The organism is Caballeronia sp. A2-2, from assembly GCF_057612605.2.
Genome location: NZ_CM172587.1, coordinates 35,869 through 49,041 on the forward strand (window position 1 = coordinate 35,869; position 13,173 = coordinate 49,041).

The window sequence follows — 13,173 nt, forward strand, 5'->3', positions numbered from 1 at the left end:
GACAAACCGCACCCGCGAGCCATCGCCGGTGCGGTTTTTCTTTGGGATCCGAAGAGGCTATCTCATGACGGAATGTTGTCAGGCGGGTTCGGCGAAACGCCTTGAGGTCCGGTGTAAGGATCGGGGAAACCCGCTCCGGGTCCGCTGTCGGGACGCTGCAAGGGCGACGTCTTGTCCCACCTTGGCTGGTAACTTCCGTCTTTGCTTCGCGGCGAGTCATCGGTGTTGAACATGGTCTGGCTTGCAATCAGATGGCTACCGCATGCCGTCGCCATGCCCTCGGTCGCGATCGGTTGACCGCCCACCGAGGCAGCGCCTCCGCCACCCACGATTTTGTTATCGCCGTGCGTGGGGCACGACACCGTGTCGCCCACGCGAGCGATGAGCTTGCCGTCATAGCGCGCGTTGCCGCCGGTCAGCACGACACCACCATGATCTGTTACGTCGCCTACCAGAATTACACTGCGATGCACGATTTCTCCAGCTTTACAAGTCTTCCATTGGCTACGCCAAATCATGGAAGAAGGATGGACCTGTGAATCGAAAAAGATCGAGTCGAAAAGATATTAGCAAATCGAACTAAATTCGAGTGAATGGCATCGATCATCGGATGCACAAGCGAGCGAGCGCGCAAAAAAAGGCGGACGACCTCACGGCCATCCGCCTTTTTTCCGTGCAACGTATCAAGTTATCGCGGCAGTTCGCTGCTTCCCATCAAATACGCATCTACCGACCGCGCGCACTGACGGCCTTCGCGAATCGCCCAAACCACCAGCGATTGCCCACGCCGCATATCGCCCGCCGTGAACACCTTGTCCACCGACGTGTAATACGCCTTCTCACCCTCGGTCGATGCACGCACATTGCCGCGCGCATCCTTCTCGACGCCGAATGCATCCAGCACCGGCGACACCGGCTGCGTGAAGCCCATCGCCAGCAGCACGAGATCGGCCTTCATTTCGAACTCGGAATTCGGCACTTCCTGCATCTTGCCGCTCTTCCATTCGACGCGCACCGCGATCAGCTTCTCGACCTTGCCGTTCTTGCCTTCGAAGCGCTTCGTCGCCACCGACCAGTCACGCTCGCACCCTTCTTCATGCGATGAAGACGTGCGCAGCTTGATCGGCCAATACGGCCAGACGAGCGGCTTGTTCTCGGTCTCGGGCGGCTGCGAGAGCAGTTCGAACTGCGTCACATCCTTCGCGCCATGACGGTTCGACGTGCCGACGCAATCCGAACCCGTATCGCCGCCACCGATCACGACGACATGCTTGCCCTTCGCCAGCAGTTGATCCGTGACCTTGTCGCCCGCGTTGACCTTGTTCTGCTGCGGCAGGAATTCCATCGCGTAGTAGATGCCTTCCATCTCGCGCCCCGGCACCGGCAGATCGCGCGGCGTTTCCGAACCGCCCGCGATCACCACGGCATCGAACTGTTCCTTCAGTTCGTCCGGCGTGATGGTTTCCTTCGCCGTGTTGCCGATATACGCCGGCATCGCGTCCTTACCGACAAAAACGTTCGTGCGGAACGACACGCCTTCCGCTTCCATCTGGCGCATGCGGCGGTCGATCAGCCACTTCTCCAGCTTGAAGTCGGGAATGCCATAACGCAGCAAACCGCCGATCCGATCGTTCTTCTCGAACACGACGACATCGTGCCCCGCGCGCCCCAATTGCTGCGCGACGGCCAGCCCCGCCGGACCGGAACCGACCACGGCCACCTTCTTGCCCGTCTTGTGCTTAGGCGGCTGCGGCGCGACCCAACCTTCCGCCCACGCCTTATCGATGATCGCGTGCTCGATCGACTTGATGCCCACCGGATCGTCATTGATGCCGAGCGTGCACGCAGCCTCGCACGGCGCCGGGCAAATGCGGCCCGTGAACTCCGGGAAGTTGTTGGTCGAATGCAGCACGGTGATCGCGTCTTTCCAATTCTGCTGGAACACGAGATCGTTGAAATCCGGAATGATGTTGTTGACCGGGCAGCCGTTGTTGCAGAACGGAATGCCGCAATCCATGCAGCGCGCGCCTTGCACCTTCGCGTCTGCATCCGTCAGCGCGGCGACGAATTCCTTGTAATGCTTGACGCGGGTCAGCGGCGCTTCGTACGCCTCATGCTGGCGTTCGAATTCGAGAAAACCGGTTGCCTTTCCCATTTCTTTCTCTGTATATGGTGAGGATCGCTCTCCGATGCACACGCACCGGAGAACCTTTCTAGTTGGTCAAGAGCCTTTAAACCACGATCAGGCCGCGATGGCATCCTTCGACTTCTTCGCGCCAAGCTCGCCCAGCGCGCGCTTGTACTCGGTCGGGAACACCTTGACGAACTGACGACGCGCCGCATCCCAGTTTTCGAGCAGCGCCTTCGCGCGGGGCGAACCAGTGAACTGGAAGTGACGCTCGATCAAGCCCTTGAGCAGCGCTTCGTCGGTCTTGCCGGCGTGCCACAGCGCGCGATCCACCGTGCGTTCCTGTTCGGCCTGTTGCAGCACCGGATCGAGCGCGACCATCGACTTGTTGCACTTGCCGGCGAAGGTGCCGTCCGGGTCGTACAAGAACGCGATGCCGCCCGACATGCCCGCCGCGAAGTTGCGGCCCGTCTCGCCGAGCACGATCACCGTGCCGCCCGTCATGTATTCGCAACCGTGATCGCCCGTGCCCTCCACGACCGCCGTCGCGCCCGAGTTACGCACGCAGAAGCGCTCGCCCGCCACGCCACGGAAGTACGATTCGCCTTCGATCGCGCCGTACATCACCGTATTGCCGCAGATGATGTTCTCTTCCGACTTGCCACGGAAATCGTTCGTCGGCCGAATGATGATGCGTCCGCCCGACAGACCCTTGCCCACGTAGTCGTTGCCGTCGCCGACCAGATCGAGCGTCACGCCCTTCGCGAGGAACGCGCCGAAGCTCTGCCCCGCCGTGCCCTTCAACTGAATGTGGATGGAGTCATCCGGCAGACCATCGTGACCGTGTTTCTTCGCGATCAGACCGGACAACATGGCGCCGACCGTGCGGTTCACGTTGCGCACCGGCTGAATGAACGACACGTGCTCGCCCTTCTCGATCGCCGCCTTCGACTTCTCGATCAGCACGTGATCGAGCGCCTTGTCCAGACCGTGATCCTGCACATCCACGTGCTTGCGCGCGACGTCGCTCTCCACCGGCACCTTGTAGAACACGCGCGCGAAATCGAGCCCCTTCGCCTTCCAATGTTCGATGCCGCGCTTCATGTCGAGCAGTTCCGAATGGCCGATGAGGTCATCGAACTTGCGGATGCCAAGCTGCGCCATGATCTCGCGCACTTCTTCCGCGATAAAGAAGAAGAAGTTGACGACATGCTCCGGCTGGCCCGTGAACTTCGCGCGCAGCACCGGATCTTGGGTCGCGACGCCGACCGGGCACGTGTTCAGATGGCACTTGCGCATCATGATGCAGCCTTCGACGACCAGCGGCGCAGTCGCAAAACCGAACTCGTCCGCGCCGAGCAGCGCGCCGATCACGACATCGCGGCCGGTCTTCATCTGGCCATCGGCCTGCACGCGGATACGTCCGCGCAGACGGTTGAGCACCAGCGTCTGTTGCGTCTCCGCCAGACCCAGTTCCCACGGCGTGCCCGCATGCTTGAGCGACGACAACGGCGACGCGCCCGTGCCGCCGTCATGCCCCGCGATCACCACATGATCCGCCTTCGCCTTTGCCACGCCCGCCGCGACCGTGCCCACGCCGACTTCCGACACGAGCTTCACCGAAATGCTCGCCGCCGAATTCGCGTTCTTCAGATCGTGAATAAGCTGCGCCAGGTCTTCGATCGAATAAATATCGTGATGCGGCGGCGGCGAAATCAGCCCGACGCCCGGCACCGAATAACGCAGCTTGCCGATGTACTCGGACACCTTGTGCCCCGGCAACTGACCGCCTTCGCCGGGCTTCGCGCCCTGCGCCATCTTGATCTGAATCTGATCCGCCGACGCCAGATATTCCGCCGTCACGCCGAAACGTCCCGACGCCACCTGCTTGATCTTCGAGCGCAGCGAATCGCCTTCCTTCAACGGAATGTCGGTGACCACTTCCTTGCCGATGACCGATTGCAGCGTGTCGCCGTTCTTGATCGGAATGCCGCGCAGTTCGTTGCGATAGCGATGTTCGTCCTCGCCGCCTTCGCCCGTGTTCGACTTGCCGCCGATGCGGTTCATCGCGACCGCGAGCGTGGCATGCGCTTCCGTGCTGATCGAGCCGAGCGACATCGCGCCGGTCGCGAAGCGCTTGACGATGTCCTTAGCCGTCTCCACTTCTTCCAGCGGAATCGCCTTCGACGGATCGACCTTGAATTCGAACAGACCACGGAACGTCATGTGACGGCGCGTCTGATCGTTGATGATGTGCGCGTATTCCTTGTACGTCTGATACGAGTTGCTGCGCGCCGAGTGTTGCAGCTTGGCGATGGCATCCGGCGTCCACATGTGTTCTTCGCCGCGCACGCGATACGCATATTCGCCGCCCGCGTCGAGCATGCTGGCGAGCACCGGGTTGTCGCCGAATGCATCGCGATGCAGACGAATGGCTTCCTCGGCCACCTCGAAGATGCCGATGCCGCCGACCTTCGACGCCGTGCCCTTGAAGTACTTCTCGACGAGTTCCGACGACAGCCCGACCGCCTCGAAAATCTGCGCGCCCGTGTAGGACATGTACGTCGAAATGCCCATCTTCGACATGACCTTCAGCAAGCCCTTGCCGACCGCCTTCGTGAAGTTGTAGATCACCTTGTCGGCCGACAGATCGCCCTTCAGCCCTTCGGCCATGGTGGCGAGCGTTTCCAGCGCGAGATACGGATGCACCGCTTCCGCGCCATAACCCGCGAGCAGCGCGAAGTGATGCGTCTCGCGCGCCGAACCCGTTTCCACGACCAGACCCGTGCTCGTGCGCAGACCGTGCTGCACGAGATGCGAGTGAATGGCCGACGTGGCGAGCAGCGCCGGAATGGCGAGGTTGTCGCGGTCCATCTTGCGGTCGGACACGATCAAAATGTTGTAGCCCGAACGCACGGCATCCACGGCTTCCGCGCACAGCGACGCGATGCGCGCCTCCACGCCTTCCTTGCCCCACGCCACCGGATAGCAAATGCTCAGCTCGTACGAACTGAATTTGCCGCCCGTGTACTTGTCGATGGTGCGAATCTTCGCGATGTCCTTGAAGTCGAGCACCGGCTGCGACACTTCGAGGCGCATCGTCGGATTGATGTTGGTCGTGTCGAGCAGGTTCGGCTTCGGGCCGATGAACGAGTTGAGCGACATCACCATGTTTTCGCGGATCGGGTCGATCGGCGGGTTCGTCACCTGAGCGAACAACTGCTTGAAGTAGTTGTAGAGCGTCTTGTTCTTGTTGGACATGACTGCCAGCGGCGAATCGTTGCCCATCGAACCGATGGCTTCTTCGCCCGCTTGCGCCATCGGCGCCATCAGGAACTTGACGTCCTCCTGCGTATAGCCGAACGCCTGCTGACGGTCCAGCAGCGCGGCGGCTTCGCGGCGTTGCGTGTCCACGTCCTCGGCCTTCGGCTCGATTTCGTCGAGCTTGATGCGCACGGCATCGATCCAGCTCTTGTACGGCTTCGCGTTCGCGAGGTTGTCCTTGAGTTCCTTATCCTCGATGATGCGGCCCTGCTCCATGTCGATCAGGAACATCTTGCCCGGCTGAAGACGCCACTTCTTGACGATCTTCGATTCCGGAATGGGCAGCACGCCGGATTCCGATGCGAGGATCACGAGGTCGTCGTCGGTGACGAGATAGCGCGCCGGACGCAGGCCGTTACGGTCGAGCGTCGCGCCGATCTGACGGCCGTCCGTGAACGCGATGGCGGCGGGGCCGTCCCACGGTTCCATCATCGCGGCGTGGTATTCGTAGAACGCGCGGCGGTTGTCGTCCATCAGCGTGTGCTGTTCCCAGGCTTCGGGGATCATCATCATCATTGCGTGGACGAGCGGGTAACCGGCCATCACCAGCAGTTCGAGGCAGTTGTCGAATGAAGCCGTATCCGACTGGCCGGGATAGATCAGCGGCCAGAGCTTGGGCAGGTCGTCGCCGAGCACGTACGAAGCGATCGCGCCGGTACGCGCGTTCAGCCAGTTGACGTTGCCCTTCACGGTGTTGATTTCACCGTTGTGCGCAATCATGCGATACGGGTGCGCGAGTTCCCACGCCGGGAACGTGTTGGTCGAAAAGCGCTGATGCACGAGCGCGAGCGCCGAAACCGTACGGTCGTCCTGCAAGTCGCGGTAGTACACGCCGACCTGACCGGCCAGCAGCAAGCCTTTGTAGACGACCGTGCGCGAGGACATCGACGGCACGAAGTATTCCTTGCCGTGCTTGAGCTTGAGCGCCTGAATGCGGTGGCTCGCCGTCTTGCGGATGATGTACAACTTGCGCTCCAGCGCATCCGTCACGACGATATCCTTGCCGCGCCCGATAAAGATCATGCGGATGAGCGGTTCGCTCGCCTTCACGGTCGGCGAAATAGGCATGTTTCCGTCGACGGGGACATCGCGCCAGCCGAGCACGACCTGACCTTCCGCCTTGACCGTGCGCTCCAGTTCCTGTTCGCACGCCAGCCGCGACGCATGTTCCTTCGGCAGGAAGATCATGCCGACGCCGTACTCGCCGGCCGGCGGCAAGGTCACGCCTTGCTTCGCCATTTCCTCGCGATAGAAGCCGTCCGGCACCTGAATGAGGATGCCCGCGCCGTCGCCCATGAGCGGATCGGCGCCGACCGCGCCGCGATGGTCCAGGTTCTCAAGGATCTTGAGACCCTGCTGAATGATCTCGTGGCTCTTTTTCCCTTTGATATGGGCGACGAAGCCGACGCCGCAGGCGTCATGCTCGTTGGCAGGGTCATACATGCCCTGCGCGGCGGGAAGCGAACCGACTGCCGGTTGCTGATGATCGTTCATGGGGACACCGTCTCTACTGTGAGGGGCCGATTCGGCCGTTGAACCATTTTCTTGTGCCCGCGGCGTTCTTTCGACTTACGCGCCGCTGAAGCGGTTGTTGCACGCGCTCACGCTGCGCTGCAAAAATCGCCGGAATCCGAAATATACGCGACGAATCAAAAACATGGCAAATAAAACTTGATGATGCGGCACCAATTATCGATATGGTGCACGCATGCCCCAAAATATTGGTGCCACATCCAAATCAGGCAAGAAAAAACGGCGATTCTTCCGAGCGAATCGCCGTTTTTTTGTTGCTTGCGCTTCCTGACCGTTGCTAATGCGTCTGCGGCGTTTCCCGCACCTTGCGGGGCCGTCCGCGCGGCAGCGGCGACACGCGCCGATTCGCCGCCTGCGATGCCCACTCGCGATAGGCATCGCTGCCGAGCACCCAGCCCTTGAGCGTGGCCTGAAGCAGCCGGTTGGCCTCGCGCTCGTCCAACGGTTGTTCGCACAACTCGCGGTATGCATGCTGACGCTCGAACGGCGTATTGCCCAGCGACCAGTAAAGCGGATGGTCCGTGATCAGCGAATCGAGCGTCAGCCCGATGTGATGCCGATAACTCGACCACTTGTAGTCCTGCGGCGCGGCGGCGAGTTGAGCGCGCACCGGCGCCATCTCCACCACGCGCGTGCCGAGCAGGAAGTATTTCTCGCCTTCGATCACCGTGGCGCGGTAACGCCCTTCCCACAGCGTGCCCCGACGCATGTAACGCCGGTTGAAGTGCGCTACGTAACGACGTCCCACCGCCTGCATGGCTTTGGGGAGACTCGATTCATCCTTGGGCGTGACGAGCAGATGAACCGCCTGTGGCATCAACGCATAAGCGTGAATGGAAAGATGATGATCACGTGAAGCTGTCCTCAAGCAGTCGATGAAAAGCTCGTAGTCCTGGTCGTCGACGAAAGCGGGTTGCTGGTCGAGACCACGCAGGATGACATGCTGCGGCTGTTCGGGAACGTAGAGTCGTGCAAGCCGTGCCATTCTGGATTTTCCGTTGGTCGCGTTTGTGTTACCCCGTGGGGGCCTGTCGGAGCCATCTTGGCCGCTTGAATGAATACACATGCAAGTGCCGTGCAATGAGGCCCTAAAGTCGTCTGTGACCTAGGGAAAATGCTCTACGGCACCGCTATGGTTTATGTGAAATGTTGTGTTCATAATGGGCGAGCTTTTCAGGAGGAGCACAAATTGAAAATAAAACAAGTCATGACGGGGATCGCGGCGTTTGGCTTAGTGTCCACAGCGGCACATGCACAATCCGCCGGGTCCATCTATGCAACAGCAGGCTGGTTTCACTTCGCCCCGCTCGACAGCAGTGGTCCGCTCAAGGAAACAAGTGTAGGCGGATCTCCTGTGAATATCAGCGTTCCAGGCACGGGCGCCGGTATTTCCAGTTCGGACACGGCGGGATTCACGTTCGGTTACTTCGCCACGGACCACATTGCGGCGGAATTTGAAATGGGCGTTCCGCCCTCGTTCGACCTCGAAGGGAAAGGCACGCTCTCTCAATACGGCAAGCTCGGCAGCGCGAAACAATGGAGTCCAACGCTGCTGTTCAAATACTTCTTTAATTCCGCCGATGCCAAGATCAGGCCGTTCGTCGGTATTGGCGTGACGCGCGTTTGGTTCAGCGATGCGAAGATCACCAACACGGGATTCGAAAGCTCGGTGCTGCATGGTCCGACCGATGTCGATACGGATAGTTCGTGGGCGCCCGTATTCAATGCAGGCGCGGTCTACAATTTCAATCAGCACTGGTTTGCCGGTTTCTCTGTTTCATTCATTCCGTTAAAGGCCACGGCGACGCTCAACACAGCCGCGCAAACGCCAGTCGGCACGCTTAACGTTCAATCCAAAGCGAAGATCACGCTCAATCCAATCGTGACTTACTTGCGTGTAGGCTATCGGTTCTGAAATGCATTGCTTTAATGCATTCAATACACCTCAATAGCTTGCCGCAAGGCAAATAAAAAGCGCCGTCATTACATGAGCATGACGGCGTTTTTCTTTCCACACAGCTTGTAAATGTGACTTGAGCGAACGTGATTAGTTGCACATTCTACGCATGAGTAAGTTCTGAATTTCTGCCCTAGGCGGAGTTGCGCGGGTGCGGGACAGAATTGGAACGTCGGCATCGAAATTGCTGCATCATGGGTTTTCCTCGCTGAAAAGAAGCGAGGCCCATCCACGACTCATCCATCGACGGAGCGATCTATGAACGCATTGCCTAACACGCGAGACGCCATCGGAGATTCATGGAACAGCACCACGCGTCGCGCGCGCCGCATGGCGCGACATGGCCGTGATGCCGCCGAAGATATCGGTTCCGAACTGCGCACGCTGTTGAGCGAGCTGGAGGACACGCTCTCCACCGGCACATCCGCTGACGCCGCCGCTTTGCGCGCGCAAATCAGCGACCGGCTCGACAGCGCACGCGCGCGTCTGAACGACACGCACGCCGCCTTCCGCCAACGCGCAGGCGCAGTCTTCGACGACGCCGATGCCTATCTCCACGACAAGCCGTGGCAAACCATCGCATTGGTGGGCGGTCTTGCCCTCGTCGCTGGCGTGCTGCTCGCGCGCGCTCGCTGAAATCACAAACCGGTTAGAAAGTTCGCCCCGATAAGGTCGATGCGGTCCGTACAGATCGCATCGACGCCCCAACGCGCCAGCAGTCGCGCGCGTTCGGGGTCGTTCACGGTGTAGGCGAGCATCCGCAGTCCTGCATGTTTGATCTCGCCGACGAGCTGTTCATCGAGCGCGCGATGATCGGCGTGCAAAGAAACGCACGATAACGCGGAGGCTTGTTCTAGCCAGTCGGCAGGCACTTCTTCGTATAGCATGCCGAGAGGCAATTTCGGCGCGGCATCGCGTGCGGCTTCCAGCGCTTCATACGAGAACGAAGACAGCAGCGGCGCAATCTGCGCGTTCGCCCACAAGCGCGATGCCTCGCGCGCGACAAGCATCCCTGTTTCACGCTCACGTCCCGGACACGGCTTGATCTCGATGTTCGCCATTAGCCCAAGCGCCACGCAGCGCTCGTGAACCTGCGCAAGCGTCGGCATGCGCGCGCCTGTGAATTCCGCGCCGTACCACGCGCCCGCATCGAGTGTTCGCAACTGTGCGTACGTGATCGATTGCGCCGCGCCGTGACCGTTGGACGTGCGATCCACGTCGTCATCGTGAAGCAGAAAAACCACATCGTCCACGGATAACTTGGCATCGAACTCGATCATTTTGATGCCGAGCCGCGCGCCGACTTCGATGGCTTCCAGCGTGTTCTCGGGCGCGAGCTTGCCGCCGCCGCGATGCGCGACCACAGCCGGATAAGGCCAGCTATTCACGTTCATGCTCCTTCAGTTGACGCGCCGCCCGGAGGCCGCATCGAAGAAATGCAAATGACGCGCGGGCACCGATACATCGAGCCGTTCACCGCGCACGGGCCGATGCTCATGCGGCAAACGCGCCGCGACATCGTGCTTGCCCCAACGGCCGTGCGCGAGATTGTCCGCGCCGAGCAATTCCGCCGAATCCACTTCGAGCGCAGCGCGCGCCGCGCCCGCGATGCCCGGCGACATATGCTCAGGCCGAACGCCCATGATCCACTCGCGCCCGTGCATCGCGCTTGTCAGGCCGTGCGCGCCCGCGATGTCGAGCGTCGGCCCATCGCCCGCGACGGCGAACGTCGAACCATCGTCTGACACGCGCCCTTCCAGCAGATTCATCGCGGGCGAGCCGATGAAGCTCGCCACGAACACCGTCGCCGGACGCTCATACACTTCGGTCGGCGCGCCGATCTGCTCGGCATGCCCCTTGTTCATCACGATGACGCGTTGCGCGAGCGTCATCGCTTCGATCTGATCGTGCGTGACGTACAAACTCGTGGTCGCGAGCCGCGCGTGCAGACGTTGAATTTCGAGCCGCATTTGCACGCGCAGCTTGGCGTCGAGATTCGACAACGGTTCGTCGAACAGAAACACGGCCGGTTCGCGCACGATCGCGCGGCCCATCGCGACGCGTTGCCGTTGTCCGCCCGACAGCTCGCGCGGCCTGCGCGCCAGCAGCGGTTCGAGTTCGAGAATACGCGCGGCATTGGCGACGCGCGCATCGATCGAAGCCTTGTCCGTGCCCGCGATCTTCAGCGCATACGCCATGTTCTGAGCCACGCTCATGTGCGGATAGAGCGCGTAGTTCTGAAACACCATCGCGATATCGCGATCCTTCGGCTCCAGCTTGTTCACGACCTTCCCGCCGATCTCGATGCTCCCATCCGTCACGCTTTCGAGACCCGCGACCATGCGCAGCAAGGTGGACTTGCCGCAGCCCGACGGCCCGACCATCACGACGAATTCACCGTCCGCGACATCCACATCGATGCCGTGCAGCACGAAGTTCTTGCCGTCGTAACTCTTCCTCACGCCCTTGAGATTCAATGCGGCCACGTTAGCCTTCTCCGTTATTTTTCCGCATCCACGAGACCGCGCACGAACCAGCGCTGCATGCTCAGCACGACGGCGAGCGGCGGCAGCATGGCGAGCAGCGTCGCGGTCATCACGTAATGCCATTCGGTCGCGGTGTCGCCCGACGCGATCATGCTTTTTATGCCGACCACCGCTGTCTGCAACGACACTTCGTTAGTAATCAGAATCGGCCAGAGATATTGATTCCAGCCGTAGATGAACGTGATGACGAACAGCGCCGCGATATTCGTCTTCGACAGCGGCAGCACCACGTCCCAGAAAAACCGCAACGGACCCGCGCCATCGATGCGCGCCGCTTCCATGAGTTCGTCCGGCAGCGTCATGAAGAACTGGCGGAACAAAAACGTGGCCGTCGCCGATGCGATCAGCGGCAACGTGAGCCCCGCATACGTGTTCGAGAGATGCATCGACGAAACGACTTGCACGGTCGGGAAGATACGCACTTCCACCGGCAGCATGAGCGTGATGAAGATGAGCCAGAACGCGAGGTTCTTCAACGGAAAGCGAAAGAACACGATGGCATACGCTGAAATGATCGACACCGCGATCTTGCCGACGGAAATGACCAGCGCCATCACGAGACTATTGATGAGCATGCGCCCGAACGGCGCCGCCGCGTTGCCGCTGCCATGCGTCCAGATATGCGCGACGTTCTCGAACAGATGCGTGCTCGGGACGAGCGAGATCGGCACGCTGAACACTTCGTTCGAGTTCATGGTCGCCGCGCAAAACGCGACATACACCGGAAACACGATCATGACGACGCCGAGCATCAGCACCGCATGACAGAAGATATCGAAGCCGCGCCGGTTCTCGATCATGTGTATTGAACTCTGCGTTCGACGAAGCGGAATTGCACCACCGTCAGCACGACGACGATCGCCATTAGCACCACCGATTGCGCGCCCGAACTGCCGATATCCAAACCCTGAAACCCTTCCGCGAAAATCTTGTAGATGAGCGTCTTGGTGGATTGCGCGGGACCGCCGCCGGTCGCGGCATCGATCACGGGGAAAGTATCGAAGAACGCATACACGAGATTCACGACGAGCAGGAAGAAGCTCGTCGGCGAAAGCAGCGGCAACGCGATGCCGAAGAATCGCCGCACCGGACCCGCGCCATCGATGGCCGCCGCTTCGATCAGCGATTGCGGAATCGCCTGCAAGCCTGCGTAGAAAAACAGGAAGTTGTAGCTGACCTGCTTCCACACGGACGCGAGCACGACGAGGAACATCGCCTGCGTGCCGTTCAGCGCGTGATTCCACACGATGCCCTGCTTCGCCAGCGCATACGTCACCAGCCCGATGCTCGGGTTGAACAGAAACGACCACAACACGGCGGCAATCGCGGGCGCGACGGCGTACGGCCAGATCAACAACGTCTGATACGCCTTCGCGCCGCGCGTCACGCGATCCGCGCACGCCGCGAGCAACAGCGAGATCACGAGTCCCGACACGGTGACGAGCGCGCAGAAGATCATCGTCGTGTTGAACGACGACAGATACAGCGGATCGGCGAACAACTGCCTGAAGTTCTGCAAGCCGACGAATTCGCTCGACGTGCCGAACGCGTCCTGACTCTGCGTGGCCTGCCAGAGCGCCTCGCCCGCCGGCCAGAGAAAGAACAGCGCCGTGATCGCGAGTTGCGGCGCGACGAGCAAATACGGCAAGACGCTCGTATCGAAACGAGACCGCTTTTCCATGCGC

The 13,173-nt window shown here is 60.7% G+C and carries 10 protein-coding genes; 2 read left to right on the plus strand and 8 right to left on the minus strand.

Translation table 11 applies throughout. From position 1 onward, the window contains the following. Positions 1-62: 62 nt before the first annotated feature. The 4 genes from ACZCWR_RS00220 to ACZCWR_RS00235 form a co-directional block, all read right to left on the minus strand. Positions 63-473 (minus strand): PAAR domain-containing protein, encoded by a 411-nt coding sequence (locus tag ACZCWR_RS00220; RefSeq protein ID WP_487301788.1) that lies wholly within the window; start codon positions 471-473, stop codon positions 63-65. Between the two features lie 215 nt (positions 474-688). Next, positions 689-2,155, minus strand: a complete 1,467-nt coding sequence (locus ACZCWR_RS00225) for a glutamate synthase subunit beta (RefSeq protein ID WP_487301789.1) — start codon at positions 2,153-2,155, stop codon at positions 689-691. Positions 2,156-2,242: 87 nt separating this feature from the next. Continuing rightward, the gene (locus tag ACZCWR_RS00230; protein WP_487301790.1) at positions 2,243-6,946 is read right to left on the minus strand and encodes a glutamate synthase-related protein; all 4,704 of its coding nucleotides are present in this window, start codon (positions 6,944-6,946) and stop codon (positions 2,243-2,245) included. 316 nt (positions 6,947-7,262) lie between these two features. Further along, a complete protein-coding gene (locus ACZCWR_RS00235) occupies positions 7,263-7,970 on the minus strand; it encodes a transposase (RefSeq protein WP_487301791.1) in 708 nt (235 codons plus the stop codon). Positions 7,971-8,174: 204 nt separating this feature from the next. Between ACZCWR_RS00235 and ACZCWR_RS00240 the strand changes: the two genes are divergently transcribed. Together ACZCWR_RS00240 and ACZCWR_RS00245 are read left to right on the plus strand one after the other, a co-directional pair. After that, positions 8,175-8,900 (plus strand): OmpW/AlkL family protein, encoded by a 726-nt coding sequence (locus ACZCWR_RS00240; protein WP_487303196.1) that lies wholly within the window; start codon positions 8,175-8,177, stop codon positions 8,898-8,900. 300 nt (positions 8,901-9,200) lie between these two features. Further along, on the plus strand, positions 9,201-9,578 hold the full coding sequence (locus tag ACZCWR_RS00245) for an ElaB/YgaM/YqjD family protein (protein WP_487301792.1): 378 nt from the start codon (positions 9,201-9,203) through the stop codon (positions 9,576-9,578). Between the two features lie 2 nt (positions 9,579-9,580). Here the strand turns inward: ACZCWR_RS00245 and ugpQ are convergent, their stop codons facing one another. The 4 genes from ugpQ to ugpA are packed head-to-tail and all read right to left on the minus strand — an operon-like array spanning position 9,581 to position 13,169. Then, positions 9,581-10,336 carry a glycerophosphodiester phosphodiesterase gene (gene ugpQ / locus ACZCWR_RS00250; protein ID WP_487301793.1) on the minus strand — a complete coding sequence of 252 codons (756 nt, stop codon included), beginning with the start codon at positions 10,334-10,336 and terminating at the stop codon, positions 9,581-9,583. A gap of 6 nt (positions 10,337-10,342) precedes the next feature. Next, positions 10,343-11,428, minus strand: a complete 1,086-nt coding sequence (locus ACZCWR_RS00255; RefSeq protein ID WP_487301794.1) for a sn-glycerol-3-phosphate import ATP-binding protein UgpC — start codon at positions 11,426-11,428, stop codon at positions 10,343-10,345. A 14-nt stretch (positions 11,429-11,442) separates the two neighbouring features. Beyond that, positions 11,443-12,288, minus strand: a complete 846-nt coding sequence (gene ugpE / locus ACZCWR_RS00260) for a sn-glycerol-3-phosphate ABC transporter permease UgpE (protein WP_487301795.1) — start codon at positions 12,286-12,288, stop codon at positions 11,443-11,445. Continuing rightward, the gene (gene ugpA / locus ACZCWR_RS00265; RefSeq protein ID WP_487301796.1) at positions 12,285-13,169 is read right to left on the minus strand and encodes a sn-glycerol-3-phosphate ABC transporter permease UgpA; all 885 of its coding nucleotides are present in this window, start codon (positions 13,167-13,169) and stop codon (positions 12,285-12,287) included. The genes ugpE and ugpA overlap by 4 nt, the downstream gene beginning before the upstream one ends. Positions 13,170-13,173: the final 4 nt, after the last annotated feature.

What these genes read in the sequence shown, in the direction of transcription:
- ugpA (WP_487301796.1), bottom strand. Translation starts at nt 13,169, where the DNA reads ATGGAAAAGCGGTCTCGTTTCGATACGAGCGTCTTGCCGTATTTGCTC.
- ugpQ (WP_487301793.1), bottom strand. Translation starts at nt 10,336, where the DNA reads ATGAACGTGAATAGCTGGCCTTATCCGGCTGTGGTCGCGCATCGCGGC.
- ACZCWR_RS00225 (WP_487301789.1), bottom strand. Translation starts at nt 2,155, where the DNA reads ATGGGAAAGGCAACCGGTTTTCTCGAATTCGAACGCCAGCATGAGGCG.
- ACZCWR_RS00245 (WP_487301792.1), top strand. Translation starts at nt 9,201, where the DNA reads ATGAACGCATTGCCTAACACGCGAGACGCCATCGGAGATTCATGGAAC.
- ugpE (WP_487301795.1), bottom strand. Translation starts at nt 12,288, where the DNA reads ATGATCGAGAACCGGCGCGGCTTCGATATCTTCTGTCATGCGGTGCTG.
- ACZCWR_RS00230 (WP_487301790.1), bottom strand. Translation starts at nt 6,946, where the DNA reads ATGAACGATCATCAGCAACCGGCAGTCGGTTCGCTTCCCGCCGCGCAG.
- ACZCWR_RS00235 (WP_487301791.1), bottom strand. Translation starts at nt 7,970, where the DNA reads ATGGCACGGCTTGCACGACTCTACGTTCCCGAACAGCCGCAGCATGTC.